We start from the raw sequence: 14,436 nt of genomic DNA on the forward strand, positions 1-14,436 counted from the left end.
GCGGATCTCGTTGCTGGCACCGGCCCCTGTGGGAGCTGGCTTTGCCAGCGATGGAATCGACGCAGTAACCCTGGGGGCGAGGTGTCCGCATCGCTGGCAAGCCAGCTCCCGCAGAACTGTTTTACGAGTGCGTGAAATCATGTCAACCAACGAGCACCTCAGTGAGCTGATTCGCGCCAACGATCTCGAGGGCTTCGATCGCTGGGCGCTGCCCAGCTTCGATCCCGAGCCAGAACCGGAGCCAGAGCCGGAACCTGAAGAGGTTCAGGAAGAAATCGAAGAAGTACCGCTGGAAGAAGTCCAGCCACTGACCCTCGAAGAGCTCGAAAGCATCCGCCAGGAAGCCTACAACGAAGGCTTTGCCACGGGTGAGCGCGAGGGCTTTCACAGCACCCAGCTCAAGGTCCGCCAGGAAGCCGAAGAGGCCCTGGGCGCCAAGCTGGCCAGCCTTGAACAGCTCATGGGGCATTTGCTCGAACCCATCGCCGAACAGGACAGCCAGATCGAAAAGGCCGTTGTGCACCTGGTCGGGCATATCGCCCGCGAGGTCATTGGCCGCGAACTGCGCAGCGATTCCAGCCAGATCAGCCAGGTGCTGCGTGAAGCGCTGAAACTGCTGCCAATGGGCGCCGAGAACATCCGCATCCATATCAACCCGCAGGACTTCGAGTTGGCCAAGGCCCTGCGCGAGCGCCACGAAGAGCGCTGGAAGCTGCTCGAAGACGAGGCGTTGCTGCCGGGCGGCTGCCGCATCGAAACCGATCACAGCCGCATCGACGCGACCATGGAAACCCGTATCGAGAAAGCCATGGCGCAACTCTTTGATCAGCTCCATGACCAAGGCCTGCACCCGGCCGCGCCAGACCTGCAGGTTGACCTGGGCAACGCCGATGCGCCTTGAGCGAACCAGTTTTGGCAAGCGCCTTGGCGCCTACGCCGATGCCGTCAATTTACCGTCTCAGCCGGTGGTCGAAGGCCGCCTGCTGCGCATGGTCGGCCTGACCCTGGAAGCCGAGGGCCTGCGTGCGGCCGTTGGCAGCCGCTGTGTGGTGATCAACGACGACAGCTATCACCCGGTGCGGGTCGAGGCCGAAGTCATGGGCTTTGCCGGCGGCAAGGTATTTCTCATGCCGGTTGGCAGCGTTGCCGGCATCGCGCCCGGTGCGCGCGTGGTACCGCTGGCCGACAGTGGCCGCCTGCCCATGGGCATGAGCATGCTCGGGCGGGTGCTCGATGGCGCCGGTCGGGCGCTGGATGGCAAGGGCGGAATGAAGGCCGAAGACTGGGTGCCAATGGACGGTCCGACCATCAACCCGCTCAATCGCGACCCGATCAGCCAGCCGCTGGATGTCGGTATTCGCAGCATCAACGGTTTGTTGACGGTTGGCCGCGGTCAGCGCCTGGGCTTGTTTGCCGGTACCGGCGTGGGCAAGAGTGTGCTGCTGGGCATGATGACCCGCTTCACCGAGGCGGACATCATCGTCGTCGGCCTGATCGGTGAGCGTGGGCGTGAGGTCAAGGAGTTCATCGAGCACATTCTCGGTGAGGAAGGCCTCAAACGCTCGGTAGTGGTGGCATCGCCTGCCGATGACGCGCCATTGATGCGCTTGCGCGCCGCCATGTACTGCACGCGCATCGCCGAGTATTTTCGCGACAAGGGCAAGAACGTCCTGTTGCTGATGGATTCACTGACCCGTTTTGCCCAGGCCCAGCGGGAAATCGCCCTGGCCATCGGCGAGCCGCCAGCCACCAAGGGTTATCCGCCATCGGTGTTCGCCAAGCTGCCCAAACTGGTGGAACGCGCCGGTAACGGCGAGGCCGGAGGTGGCTCGATCACCGCCTTCTATACCGTGCTGTCCGAAGGCGATGACCAGCAAGACCCGATTGCCGACTCGGCGCGGGGTGTCCTCGATGGCCACATCGTGCTGTCCCGGCGTCTGGCCGAGGAGGGGCACTACCCGGCCATTGATATCGAGGCTTCGATCAGCCGGGTCATGCCGCAGGTGGTCAGCCCCGAGCAGATGACCGAGGCGCAGCAGTTCAAGCAGCTGTGGTCGCGCCTGTCGCAAAGCCGCGACCTGATCAGCGTCGGTGCCTATGTGGCCGGCGGTGATGCCGAGACCGACCTGGCCATTGCCCTGCAGCCACGCCTGGTGCATTTCCTGCGCCAGGGCCTGAACGAAAACGTTGGCATGCAACAGAGCCGCGAGCATCTGGCCAACGTGTTCGCCCAGCCTGCGACTGGCGGCTGATAGGCCATGGCCCAGCCCAGTCGTGCCGCGCGCCTGGCACCAGTGGTGGAAATGGCCGAAAACGCCGAGCGTCAGGCTGCCCAGCGCCTGGGGCAGTTCCAGCAGCAGGTGAACATGGCCCAGGCCAAGCTCAGTGAGCTCGACCGCTTTCGCGAAGATTACCAGTTGCAGTGGATCAACCGTGGCGGGCAGGGCGTGTCCGGTAGCTGGCTGGTCAACTACCAGAGCTTCCTTGGTCAGTTGGAAGCTGCCATGACCCAGCAGCGCCAAAGCCTGGCCTGGCACCAGAGCAACCTGAAGAACGCCCGGGGCACCTGGCAGCAGGCTTACGCCCGGGTCGAGGGCTTGCGCAAGCTGGTGCAGCGCTATATCGATGAAGCGCGAGTGGCCGAAGACAAACGTGAACAGAAGCTGCTCGACGAACTGTCCCAGCGTTTGCCGCGTCACGACCGCTACTGAGGCAGGTATTGGTCGCCAAGGGTTGCCGCTGGGTGGCTGGGCTGCTAAACCTTCTAGTTGTCTGTAATCGTCGTAACGGAAGGAATCGCCTACATGGCAGTTGAATCTGTGGTGTCCCAGGATGGGAAAAAGCTGACGATCAAGGTCAAAGGGCGTTTTGACTTTGGCAAGCATCAGGAGTTTCGCAATGCCTATGAGCACAAGCCAGCCAGGCCGGACTCGGTAGTGGTAGACCTCAAGGAGGCGACCTACCTCGACAGTTCAGCGCTGGGCATGCTGCTGTTGCTGCGTGATCATGCCGGGGGTGACGAGTCGGATGTGCGGGTGGTCAATGCCAGTTCCGACGTGCGCAAAATCCTGGCTATCTCCAACTTTGACAAGTTGTTTGACATCAGTTGAACCAGGTCTGTGCTGATGTCGAGGCGCTCAGCGTACTGATCGCCGAAGATGGCGCGGCCGATCGCTTGCTGCTCGCCACCATCGTACGCAAGCAGGGGCACCAGGTGCTCACTGCCGAGAATGGCGAGCAGGCGGTTGCCCTGTTCGCCGAGCGGCGCCCGCATGTCGTCCTGCTCGATGCCATGATGCCGGTGATGGACGGCTTCGAGGCGGCCCGGCAAATCAAGGCCCTGGCGGGTGAGGCGCTGGTGCCGATCATCTTTCTGACGTCGTTGAGCGAAGAGCAGGCGCTGGTGCGCTGCCTGGAGGCGGGTGGCGACGATTTTCTGGCAAAGCCTTATAGCCCGGTGATCCTGGCCGCCAAAATCAAGGCCATGGACCGCTTGCGCCGGCTGCAGGCAACAGTGCTTGAGCAACGTGACCAGATTGCCCGGCATCACAATCACCTGCTCAACGAGCAGCGGGTAGCCAAGGCGGTATTTGATCAGGTGGCCCATGCCGGCTGCCTGAGTGCGCCGAACATCCGCTACCTGCAATCGCCCTATGCCTTGTTCAACGGTGATTTGCTGTTGGCCGCCTACACACCGGCTGGCGACATGCATGTATTGCTGGGGGATTTTACCGGGCATGGCTTGCCGGCCGCGGTCGGCGCCATGCCCCTGGCCGAAGTGTTCTACGGCATGACGGCCAAGGGCTACGGCCTGGCCGAAACCCTGCGGGAGATGAATGCCAAGCTCAAGCGCATTCTGCCGGTGGACATGTTCTGTTGTGCGCTGCTGCTGAACCTGAGCTTCCAGAGGCGGGTGGTCGAAGTGTGGAATGGCGGCATGCCCGACGGCTACCTGTTACCGGCCAGTGGGGGCGAGCCGCAGCCGCTGGTGTCGCGGCACCTGCCGCTGGGCATCCTGGCGCCTGAGCAGTTCGACGACACCACCGAGGTGCTGCCGCTGGCGTTGGGAGAGCGGTTGTTCTTGCTGTCGGACGGGGTGGTCGATACCAGTGATGAAAACGACCAGTTGTTTGGCGTCGAGCGCTTGCGCCGGGTGCTGGCGGCCAATCGTCAGCCGGCGCTGTTGTTCGAAGAGGTGCTGCAGGCGCTCGACGGCTTTCGCGGGCGCTCGCGCGACGACGTCAGCCTGCTGGATATCGAGGTGGTGGAGCCGCAACTGTCGTCGCCGTTGCCTGTGATCTATTCTGATAGTGGCCAGTCCAGCCCGCTGGACTGGTCATTGCAGTTCGAGTTTCGTGCCGAGACGCTCAAGCGCTTCAACCCCTTGCCTTACCTGCAGCAGTTGCTGCAGGAAATTCACGGCCTGCGGGCTCAGGGCGGGGCGCTGCACAGCGTGTTGACCGAACTGTATTCCAATGCCCTGGAGCACGGGGTGCTGGGCCTGGATTCTGCGCTCAAGCGCGATGCGCGCAGCTTTGCCACCTATTACCAGATGCGCAACGAGCGTCTACAGGCGCTGAGCGCAGGCTTCATCCGCGTGCACCTGCGGGTTGAACCTCTTGGTCAGGGCGGGCGTCTGATTATCGAGGTCGAAGATAGCGGCAAGGGCTTCAATGTGAGTAAAGTGCTGGCCAGGCCTGTGTCCGAGCAAGGGTTGTGCGGGCGCGGGCTGAATCTCGTGCGCCGCTTGAGCCGGCGTGCCGAATGGGCCGACGAGGGGCGCCGCGCATGCGTGGAGTTCGCCTGGGAGGCTCAGGCATAATCCAACTTGATCAAGGAGTGAGCAAGTGTCCGACATTCACATCGATCGCAAGGTGCTTAGCGATTTGCAGGAGGTCATGGAAGATGGCTACCTGTACTTGCTGGAAACCTTTCTTGACGATTCCGAAAAACGCCTCAGCCAGTTGCATGAAGCGAAAAACGCCGACGAGCTGGCGCATGCCGCGCACAGCTTCAAGGGCAGTAGCAGCAACATGGGCGCCTTGGCGTTGGCCGAGTTGTGCCGGCAGCTGGAAGACCGGGTCAATAATGGGCCGCTGCAGGGGATCGAGGATCTGATCAATCAGATCGACCGCGAGTATTCGGCGGTGCGTCAGTTATATCGCGAAGAGCGTCGGCGCGTATCGATCGGCTGAGCAAATTGTGGCGTCAGTAATGGAACCTGGCGCGACTTTTGCGTGAACTTCGCCAACTTACGCTTTCGACCCCTGTAGTGGAGACGCCTACATGCCCGTCGCTTCCAATTCCCTGCTGCAAGCCAGTGCGCCGGCAAAGCCATCGCGCGTCGCTACCGGCGCGCCGGAAAAATCGCCGCAGGCCTCCAACGACAAGGCTGGCGGCTTTTCTCAGGTGTATGCCAAGGAGTCTCGCGAGGCGAACGCTACGGCTGGCGACCCGCCGCTGCGTGAAAACGCCAGCGCCACGCCTGCCTCCGTCAGCGACGGCAAGAAAACCGCCGGTGATGACGCGAAGGTTGCCGATAGCGGCAAAAAGTTGCCTGAGGAGCAGGATGGCGCTGAAGCGGATCCGGCGCTGAGCGCAGATCCGACCTTGCTCGACTCCAGCCTGGTGGCTGGCCAGGTGACCGATGCGCAGCCGGGCGCCCAACTGATTCAGGCCCAGGCCGAAGCGGTCGCGCCAGTGGTGCAGGCTGCTGCGCAGCTTCAGGTACAGCCTGCGGTCGTGGCGTCGCCGGCAGCAGAAGCTGTGCTTGAACCGCAGGCTGCTTTTGACCCTGAGGCAGACCCTCTGGCCGACCTGCCGGCCTTGCGCCTGGCCCTGGAGCAGAGTGCCCAGGCCCAGGGCACTACCTCCACCCACGCGGCCAAGCCTGCTGCTGCCCAGCCTGAGGCGATGCCTGCCCAGCCTGCCGTCAATACCCTGGCGGCCCTGCTGGACAAGCCGGGTGCCGATGCCGAGCAGGGTGAGCCGGGCGAAAAAGCCTTCAGCGGCCTGATCGATGATGGGCTCAAGGACCTGAAAAGTGCTTCGAGCGATACCCGCGTCGACAACTTTGCCGAGCGCCTGAGCAGCCTGACCCAGGCGGCCACGGCCAAGACTGCCAATGCCGTGCCGGTGGCGACGCCGCTCAACCAGCCGTTGGCGATGAACCAGGGCGGCTGGACCGAAGGCCTGGTCAACCGGGTCATGTACCTGTCCAGCCAGAACCTCAAGTCGGCGGATATCAAGCTTGAGCCCGCCGAGTTGGGGCGCCTGGACATCCGCGTCAACCTGGCGCCGGAACAACAGGCCCAGGTGACCTTTGTCAGTGGTCATGCCGGGGTGCGCGAAGCGCTGGAGAACCAGGTGCACCGGCTCAAGGAAATGTTCGCCCAGCAGGGGTTGGGGCAGCCGGACGTCAACGTCGCCGATCAGTCCCGTGGCGGGCAGCAGCAGGGCGCCCAGGATGCACCGAAGTTCAGTGGCGTGGCGGCGCGGCGCAATGAAGCTGGTGAATCCGCTGAAATTGCACCGGGCGCAATGCCGGTCGAGCAGCAGTCGGTTGTGGGCTCCAGCGCGGTGGATTACTACGCCTGATTGGCTGCGGTCTTTGTGGGGGCTGGCCTTGCCAGCGATGCACGGCGCAGCCTTGCCCTTCCAGGTTGGCATAACACTTGCTCAACCCTCGCCATGTGACTGAAATCTCCGATGAATGACGGATTATTGGCATGGCGAAGAGCGAAGCAGAGAAAGACCCCGCCGCAAAAGGCAAACTCAAGCTGATCCTGCTGTTGGTACTGGCGTTGTTGCTGGCCGTCGGTCTGTCGGTTGGTGCCACCTGGTTCTTCCTGCACCAGTCCGAGAGCAAGCCGGCCGTCGATCCGGCCCTGGCCAACCTTAAGCCTGCGGCCATCTACGAGCCCCTGGCGCCAGCGTTCGTGGTCAACTTCAACCAGAACGGCCGCCAGCGTTTCATGCAGGTGAGCATCACCATGCAAGGCCGCGACCAGGCTGCACTGGATGCCCTCAAGGTGCACATGCCGGTGATCCGCAACAACCTGGTCATGCTGTTCTCGGGGCAGGGGTTCGACACCCTGGCCAGCCCGGTCGGTCAGGAGATGCTGCGTCAGAAAGCCACTGCCAGTGTCCAGGAAGTGGCACAGAAGGAAGTCGGCAAGCCGGTCGTCGACCAGCTGCTGTTCACCAATTTCGTATTGCAGTAGGAGCCCCAGATGGCCGTGCAGGACCTGCTGTCCCAGGATGAAATCGATGCCTTGCTGCATGGCGTCGACGATGGGTTGGTGCAAACCGAAAGCAATGCCGAACCCGGCAGTGTCAAAAGTTATGACCTGACCAGTCAGGATCGGATCGTCCGCGGACGCATGCCGACCCTGGAAATGATCAACGAGCGCTTCGCCCGCTATACCCGCATCAGCATGTTCAACCTGCTGCGTCGCTCCGCCGACGTGGCGGTGGGCGGCGTGCAGGTGATGAAGTTCGGCGAATACGTGCACTCGCTGTACGTGCCTACCAGCCTCAACCTGGTGAAGATCAAGCCGTTGCGGGGTACCTCGCTGTTCATCCTCGACGCCAAGCTGGTGTTCAAGCTGGTGGACAACTTCTTTGGTGGCGACGGTCGTCACGCCAAGATCGAAGGGCGTGAGTTCACCCCGACCGAGTTGCGCGTGGTGCGCATGGTCCTGGACCAGGCTTTCGTCGACCTCAAGGAGGCCTGGCAGGCGATCATGCCGGTCAACTTCGAGTACATCAACTCCGAGGTCAACCCGGCCATGGCCAACATTGTCGGGCCGAGCGAGGCGGTGGTGGTCTCGACTTTCCACATCGAGCTCGACGGCGGCGGCGGTGACCTGCACGTGACCATGCCGTACTCGATGATCGAGCCGGTGCGCGAGATGCTCGACGCCGGTTTCCAGTCCGACCTGGACGACCAGGACGAGCGCTGGATCAAGGCCCTGCGCGAAGACGTGCTGGACGTCAGCGTGCCGCTCAGTGCCACGGTTGCCCGTCGCCAGCTCAAGCTGCGCGACATCCTGCACATGCAGCCGGGCGACGTGATTCCGGTCGAGCTGCCGGAAGAACTGATCCTGCGGGCCAACGGCGTGCCGTCGTTCAAGGCCAAGCTGGGTTCGCACAAGGGCAACCTGGCCCTGCAGATTATCGATCCGATCGAGCGCCGCTGAGGCGCTTGTGGTTCCAACTCCGAATTGATTGCCCGTCGAGGACAAAATGGCTAACGAAAACGATATCACCTCCCCGGAGGAGCAGGCCCTGGCCGATGAGTGGGCTGCGGCCCTGGAAGAAACTGGCGACGCCGGGCAGTCCGATATCGACGCCTTGCTGGCTGCCGATGCCGGCAATACATCGCCCAACCGCCTGGCCATGGAAGAGTTCGGCAGCTCGCCGCGCAGCAACGAGCCGGTCACCCTCGATGGTCCGAACCTGGATGTGATCCTGGATATCCCGGTGAGCATTTCCATGGAAGTGGGCAGCACCGAAATCAACATCCGCAACCTGCTGCAGCTCAACCAGGGCTCGGTGATCGAGCTTGACCGCCTGGCCGGCGAACCGCTGGACGTGCTGGTCAACGGCACCCTGATCGCCCACGGCGAAGTGGTTGTGGTCAACGAAAAGTTCGGCATCCGCCTGACTGACGTGATCAGCCCAAGCGAACGCATCAAGAAGTTGCGCTGAGTGAGCAGGCTCCTGCGCAACGGCCTGGCCCTGTGTGGTGGCCTGTATGTGGATGTCGCCCTGGCCGCCGTTACGCAGCCGGCCGTTGCTGTGGTGGCGCCGACGGCGAGCGGCAGCGCGGCGGGGCAGCTGACGCAGTTGGTGCTTGGCCTGCTGCTGGTGCTGGGGTTGATCTTTTTGCTCGCCTGGCTGCTGCGCCGGGTGCAGAACGCCGCACCGGGCAGTGGCCAGGTCATCGAGATCCTGGGCAGCCGTGCGCTGGGGCCGCGTGATCGCTTGCTGCTGGTGCAGGTTGGCAAGGAGCAGATCCTCATCGGCCATTCGCCAGGCACAATCGAGGCCTTGCATGTATTGGCCGAGCCAGTCGAAGTGCCCGTCAGCGCGCGTCAGGCAACACCAGAATTCGCCCAGCGCTTGATGGAGCTGATGGGCAAGGATCAGAAGGGAAGATCGTGATGGGCGCGTTGCGCATGATGTTGACGCTGGCGCTGTTGCTGGCGGCGCCAATGGCTTTGGCGGCTGATCCGCTGTCGATCCCGGCGATCACCCTGTCCAGCGGGGCAGACGGGCAGCAGGAGTATTCGGTCAGCCTGCAGATCCTGCTGATCATGACGGCGCTGAGCTTCATCCCGGCGTTCGTCGTGCTGATGACCAGCTTCACCCGCATCATCATCGTCTTCTCCATTCTGCGCCAGGCCCTGGGCCTGCAGCAGACCCCGTCGAACCAGATCCTGACCGGCATGGCGCTGTTCCTGACGATGTTCATCATGGCGCCGGTGTTCGACCGGGTGAACCAGGATGCCCTGCAGCCGTACCTGAGCGAAAAGCTCAGCGCCCAGGATGCCATCAGCAAGGCCCAGGTGCCGCTCAAGGACTTCATGCTGGCGCAAACCCGCGAAAGTGACCTGGACCTGTTCATGCGCCTGTCCAAGCGCACCGACATCGCCAGCCCCGATCAGGCGCCACTGACCATCCTGGTGCCGGCCTTCGTCACTTCCGAGCTCAAGACCGCGTTCCAGATCGGTTTCATGATTTTCATCCCGTTCCTGATCATCGATCTTGTGGTCGCCAGTGTGCTGATGGCCATGGGTATGATGATGCTCTCGCCGCTGATCATCTCGTTGCCGTTCAAGATCATGCTGTTCGTCCTGGTCGATGGCTGGGCGCTGATCATGGGTACCCTGGCCGGCAGTTTCGGCGGCGTCTGACGTCGCGAGGAGAAGTAGTCCATGACCCCTGAAGTGGCTGTCGACCTGTTCCGTGACGCGCTCTGGCTGACCACCCTGATGGTTGCCATCCTGGTAGTGCCGAGCTTGCTGGTGGGGCTGGTGGTGGCCATGTTCCAGGCCGCCACGCAGATTAACGAACAGACCCTGAGCTTTCTGCCGCGCCTGCTGGTCATGCTGATCACCCTGATCGTGGTCGGGCCCTGGCTGGTGCAGAAGTTCATGGAATACATCCTGTCGTTGTACGGCAGCATTCCGCAACTGATTGGTTGACCTGGCCGTGCTCGAGCTCACCGATGCGCAGATCAGTACCTGGGTGGCCAGCTTCATCCTGCCGCTGTTTCGCGTCACCGCTGTGCTGATGACCATGCCGATCTTTGGCACCACCCTGGTGCCGGCGCGCATTCGCCTGTATTTCGCCCTGGCGATTACCGTGGTGATCGTCCCTGGGCTGCCGCCCATGCCTGAGGTCAATGCGCTGGACCTCAAGGCCCTGCTGCTGATTGCCGAGCAGATCATCATCGGCGCCCTGTTCGGGATGGCGCTGCAGTTGTTCTTCCAGATTTTCGTGATTGCCGGGCAGATCGTCGCGATCCAGATGGGCATGGCCTTCGCCTCCATGGTCGACCCGGCCAACGGTGTCAACGTCGCGGTGGTCAGCCAGTTCCTGACCATGCTGGTGACTTTGCTGTTCCTCGCTATCAACGGCCATCTGGTGGTCTTCGAGGTGTTGACCGAAAGCTTTACCACCTTGCCGGTGGGCGGCGGCTTGCTGGTCAACCATTTCTGGGACCTGGCCGGGCGCCTGGGGTGGGTGCTGGGTGCGGCGATGCTGCTGGTGTTGCCGGCGATTACCGCGCTGCTGGTGGTCAATATTGCTTTTGGTGTGATGACGCGTGCAGCACCGCAACTGAACATCTTTTCTATCGGCTTTCCGCTGACCCTGGTACTGGGGTTGGTGATCTTCTGGATTACCCTGGCCGATATCATTCCTCACTACCATTCGCTGGCTTCCGAGGCCCTGCAATGGCTGCGTGAACTGGCACGGGCGCGCTGAGCATGGCAGAGAGCGAAAGCGGTCAGGACAAGACAGAAGACCCCACCGAGAAGCGCAAGAAGGACGCCCGCGAGAAGGGTGAGATCGCCCGTTCCAAGGAGCTCAACACTGTTACGGTGACCCTGGCCGGGGCGGGTGCATTGCTGGCGTTTGGCGGTGGCCTGGCGCAAACCCTGATGGAGTTGATGCGCACCAACTTCACGCTGTCGCGCGAGGTGCTCATCGATGAGCGCTCCATGGGGATCTTTCTCATGGCGTCCGGCAAGATCGCCCTGCTGGCAACCCAGCCGGTGCTGTTGGTGTTGTTGATTGCCGCGATCATCGGCCCGGTGTCGCTGGGCGGCTTTCTATTTTCCAGCAGCTCGCTGGCGCCGAAGTTCAGCCGCATGAACCCGCTGTCGGGGATCAAGCGGATGTTTTCGGTCAACGCCTTGTCCGAGCTGCTCAAGGCCCTGGCCAAGTTCTTCATGATTCTCATCGTCGCCCTGGCGGTGCTCTCGGCCGATCGCGATGACCTGCTGGCGATTGCCAACGAACCGCTGGAGCAGGCCATCATTCATAGCGTGCAGGTGGTGGGCTGGAGTGCCCTGTGGATGGCCGCCGGCCTGCTGATCATTGCCGCCGTCGATGTGCCGATCCAGCTCTGGCAGGCGCACAAGAAACTGCTGATGACCAAGCAGGAAGTGCGTGACGAGTACAAGGACTCCGAGGGCAAGCCCGAGGTCAAGCAGCGTATTCGCCAGTTGCAGCGCGAGGCTTCGCAACGGCGGATGATGGCGGCGATCCCCGAGGCCGACGTGATCATCACCAACCCGACCCACTATGCGGTGGCGCTCAAGTACGACCCGGAGAAGGGCTCGGCGCCGCTGTTGCTGGCCAAGGGTGCCGACTTCATCGCCCTGAAGATTCGCGAGATCGCCAACGAGCACAAGATCCAGGTGCTCGAATCGCCGGCGCTGGCGCGTTCGATCTACTACTCCACCGAGCTTGAAGAAGAGATTCCCGCCGGCTTGTACCTGGCAGTGGCCCAGGTGCTGGCCTATGTCTACCAGATCCGCCAGTACCGCGCCGGCAAGGGCAAGCCGCCGGAGCCGCTCAAGGACCTGCCGATCCCGCCGGATTTGCGTCGCGACTCCTGACCAAGTCTACGCAGATTCATTGTGGGAGCCGGCCTTGCCGGCGATGGCTGCGCAGCAGCCCCGGGCCACTCAAACCACCTCGTTCAGCAAAGTTGGAAAGCTTCTTGCAAAGGCAGCGCAGCGCGCCTCAAAGGCGTCAAAGTTTTGCTTGAGCTAACGAGGAATACCGGTGGATCGCTCTCAGTTAATCAACAGTGCCCGTAGCAACCTGGTCGGTCTAGGCCGGGGCAACCTGGGTGTGCCGCTGTTGCTGCTGGTGATGCTGGCAATGATGATGTTGCCGATCCCGCCGTTTTTGCTCGACGTGTTCTTCACCTTCAACATCGCCCTGTCGATCGTGGTCCTGCTGGTCTGCGTCTACGCTTTGCGCCCGCTGGACTTCGCCGCGTTCCCGACCATCCTGCTGGTGGCAACCTTGCTGCGCCTGGCGCTCAACGTGGCGTCCACGCGGGTGGTGATGCTCCATGGTCACGATGGCCACGAAGCCGCCGGTAAGGTGATCCAGGCCTTCGGCGAGGTGGTGATCGGCGGCAACTACGTGGTCGGTATCGTGGTCTTCGCGATCCTGATGATCATCAACTTCGTGGTGGTCACCAAGGGTGCCGGGCGTATTTCCGAGGTGAGCGCGCGCTTTACCCTCGACGCGATGCCCGGCAAGCAGATGGCCATCGACGCCGACCTCAACGCCGGTCTGATCGACCAGGCCCAGGCCAAGGCGCGCCGCGCCGAAGTGGCCGGGGAGGCCGAGTTCTACGGTTCGATGGACGGTGCCAGCAAGTTTGTCCGCGGTGACGCCATCGCCGGCCTGCTGATCCTGTTCATCAACCTGATCGGCGGCATGGCCGTCGGCATGTTCCAGCACAACATGACCTTTGCCGATGCCGGCAAGGTCTACGCCTTGCTGACCATTGGTGACGGTTTGGTGGCGCAGTTGCCATCGCTGTTGCTGTCCACTGCGGCCGCGATCATGGTTACCCGCGCCTCGGGCTCCGAGGACATGGGCAAGCAGATCAACCGGCAAATGTTCGACTCGCCCAAGGCCCTGGCGGTCTCCGCCGGCCTGATGATCGTCATGGGCCTGGTCCCGGGCATGCCGCACGTCGCCTTCTTGAGCCTGGGCCTGCTGGCCGGCGGTGGCGCCTACCTGGTCTGGCGCAAGCAGAACCAGGCCAAGGTCAAGGCCCTGGAAGAGGTGCAACGCCAGCAGGACCTGCTGCCGTCGCCACAGCGCGCCATGGAAACCAAAGAGCTGGGCTGGGATGACGTCACCCCGATCGACATGATCGGCCTGGAGGTCGGCTATCGGCTGATTCCGCTGGTCGATCGCAACCAGGGTGGGCAGTTGCTGGCGCGGATCAAGGGGGTGCGCAAAAAGCTCTCCCAGGACCTGGGCTTTCTTATGCCTACGGTGCACATTCGCGACAACCTCGACCTGGCGCCCAGCGCTTACCGCCTGACCCTGATGGGGGTGATCCTGGCCGAGGCCGAGATTTACCCGGACCGCGAGCTTGCGATCAACCCGGGGCAGGTGTTCGGTACCCTCAACGGCATTGCCGCTCGCGACCCGGCCTTTGGCCTGGAAGCGGTGTGGATCGACATCAACCAGCGCAGCCAGGCGCAGTCGCTGGGCTACACGGTGGTGGACGCCAGTACCGTGGTCGCCACCCACCTCAACCAGATCCTGCACAAGCACTGTCACGAGCTGATCGGTCACGAAGAAGTGCAGCAGTTGCTGCAGGTGCTGGCCAAGGCCTCGCCCAAGCTCGCCGAAGAATTGGTGCCGAGCGTCATTTCATTGTCGGGGCTGCTCAAGGTCCTGCAGGCATTGCTCGCCGAGCAGGTTCCGGTACGCGATATTCGCAGCATTGCCGAGGCTATCGCCAACAACCCGGCCAAGAGTCAAGATACCGCCGCATTGGTGGCGGTGGTGCGCGTCGGATTGTGTCGCGCTATCGTGCAAAGCATTGTCGGCGTTGAGTCCGAGCTGCCTGTCATCACCCTTGAGCCAAGATTGGAACAGATTTTGCTCAATAGTTTGCAAAGGGCTGGGCAAGGCCAGGAAGACGGTGTTCTTCTGGAACCGAGCATGGCCGAAAAGCTTCAGCGTTCGTTGATCGAAGCCGCCCAGCGTCAGGAGATGCAAGGGCAGCCGGCGATCCTCCTGGTCGCAGGACCGGTACGAGCCATGCTGTCGCGCTTCGGTCGCCTGGCTGTACCGAATTTGCATGTTTTGGCGTACCAGGAAATACCTGACAACAAGCAAGTTACCATCGTCGCCACAGTGGGCCCGAACGGCTGAGGT

At 62.5% G+C, this 14,436-nt stretch carries 16 protein-coding genes; all 16 read left to right on the forward strand.

Annotation, left to right across the window (positions count from 1 at the left end; translation table 11 throughout):
• The first annotated feature begins 139 nt into the window (after positions 1 to 139).
• The 16 genes from fliH (at position 140) to flhA (ending at position 14,433) form a co-directional block, all read left to right on the forward strand.
• Positions 140 to 901, forward strand: a complete 762-nt coding sequence (gene fliH / locus KHO53_RS18090; protein ID WP_010224998.1) for a flagellar assembly protein FliH — start codon at positions 140 to 142, stop codon at positions 899 to 901.
• Complete coding sequence (gene fliI / locus KHO53_RS18095; protein WP_010224999.1) at positions 891 to 2,252, forward strand: flagellar protein export ATPase FliI; 1,362 nt, start codon at positions 891 to 893, stop codon at positions 2,250 to 2,252. Before fliH ends, fliI begins: the two co-directional genes overlap by 11 nt.
• 6 nt (positions 2,253 to 2,258) lie before the next feature.
• The gene (fliJ, locus tag KHO53_RS18100; protein WP_010225000.1) at positions 2,259 to 2,711 is read left to right on the forward strand and encodes a flagellar export protein FliJ; all 453 of its coding nucleotides are present in this window, start codon (positions 2,259 to 2,261) and stop codon (positions 2,709 to 2,711) included.
• Positions 2,712 to 2,804: 93 nt separating this feature from the next.
• Positions 2,805 to 3,110, forward strand: coding sequence for an STAS domain-containing protein (locus KHO53_RS18105; RefSeq protein ID WP_010225001.1), 306 nt, complete (start codon positions 2,805 to 2,807; stop codon positions 3,108 to 3,110).
• A complete protein-coding gene (locus KHO53_RS18110) occupies positions 3,107 to 4,822 on the forward strand; it encodes an ATP-binding SpoIIE family protein phosphatase (RefSeq protein WP_213570576.1) in 1,716 nt (571 codons plus the stop codon). Before KHO53_RS18105 ends, KHO53_RS18110 begins: the two co-directional genes overlap by 4 nt.
• Positions 4,823 to 4,847: 25 nt before the next feature.
• Entirely contained in the window at positions 4,848 to 5,195 is a 348-nt protein-coding gene (locus tag KHO53_RS18115) for an Hpt domain-containing protein (protein WP_010225003.1), read from the forward strand.
• Between the two features lie 91 nt (positions 5,196 to 5,286).
• Positions 5,287 to 6,597, forward strand: a complete 1,311-nt coding sequence (locus KHO53_RS18120) for a flagellar hook-length control protein FliK (RefSeq protein WP_213570577.1) — start codon at positions 5,287 to 5,289, stop codon at positions 6,595 to 6,597.
• 131 nt (positions 6,598 to 6,728) lie between these two features.
• Positions 6,729 to 7,223: a flagellar basal body-associated protein FliL gene (gene fliL / locus KHO53_RS18125; protein WP_010225005.1), complete on the forward strand. Its 495-nt coding sequence runs from the start codon at positions 6,729 to 6,731 to the stop codon at positions 7,221 to 7,223.
• Positions 7,224 to 7,232: 9 nt separating this feature from the next.
• Positions 7,233 to 8,201, forward strand: coding sequence for a flagellar motor switch protein FliM (gene fliM / locus KHO53_RS18130; protein ID WP_010225006.1), 969 nt, complete (start codon positions 7,233 to 7,235; stop codon positions 8,199 to 8,201).
• 46 nt (positions 8,202 to 8,247) lie between these two features.
• On the forward strand, positions 8,248 to 8,712 hold the full coding sequence (fliN, locus tag KHO53_RS18135; protein WP_010225007.1) for a flagellar motor switch protein FliN: 465 nt from the start codon (positions 8,248 to 8,250) through the stop codon (positions 8,710 to 8,712).
• Positions 8,713 to 9,168: a flagellar biosynthetic protein FliO gene (fliO, locus tag KHO53_RS18140; protein ID WP_213570578.1), complete on the forward strand. Its 456-nt coding sequence runs from the start codon at positions 8,713 to 8,715 to the stop codon at positions 9,166 to 9,168.
• Entirely contained in the window at positions 9,168 to 9,920 is a 753-nt protein-coding gene (gene fliP / locus KHO53_RS18145; RefSeq protein ID WP_010225011.1) for a flagellar type III secretion system pore protein FliP, read from the forward strand. Before fliO ends, fliP begins: the two co-directional genes overlap by 1 nt.
• Positions 9,921 to 9,941: 21 nt before the next feature.
• Complete coding sequence (fliQ, locus tag KHO53_RS18150; RefSeq protein ID WP_010225013.1) at positions 9,942 to 10,211, forward strand: flagellar biosynthesis protein FliQ; 270 nt, start codon at positions 9,942 to 9,944, stop codon at positions 10,209 to 10,211.
• Between the two features lies 1 nt (position 10,212).
• The gene (fliR, locus tag KHO53_RS18155; RefSeq protein ID WP_036994465.1) at positions 10,213 to 10,995 is read left to right on the forward strand and encodes a flagellar biosynthetic protein FliR; all 783 of its coding nucleotides are present in this window, start codon (positions 10,213 to 10,215) and stop codon (positions 10,993 to 10,995) included.
• A 2-nt stretch (positions 10,996 to 10,997) separates the two neighbouring features.
• A complete protein-coding gene (gene flhB, locus KHO53_RS18160; RefSeq protein WP_159388277.1) occupies positions 10,998 to 12,134 on the forward strand; it encodes a flagellar biosynthesis protein FlhB in 1,137 nt (378 codons plus the stop codon).
• A 169-nt stretch (positions 12,135 to 12,303) separates the two neighbouring features.
• Positions 12,304 to 14,433: a flagellar biosynthesis protein FlhA gene (gene flhA / locus KHO53_RS18165; protein WP_010225019.1), complete on the forward strand. Its 2,130-nt coding sequence runs from the start codon at positions 12,304 to 12,306 to the stop codon at positions 14,431 to 14,433.
• Positions 14,434 to 14,436 lie beyond the last annotated feature (3 nt).

The organism is Pseudomonas sp. RC2C2 (assembly GCF_018390435.1).
Taxonomy (GTDB): domain Bacteria; phylum Pseudomonadota; class Gammaproteobacteria; order Pseudomonadales; family Pseudomonadaceae; genus Aquipseudomonas; species Aquipseudomonas donghuensis.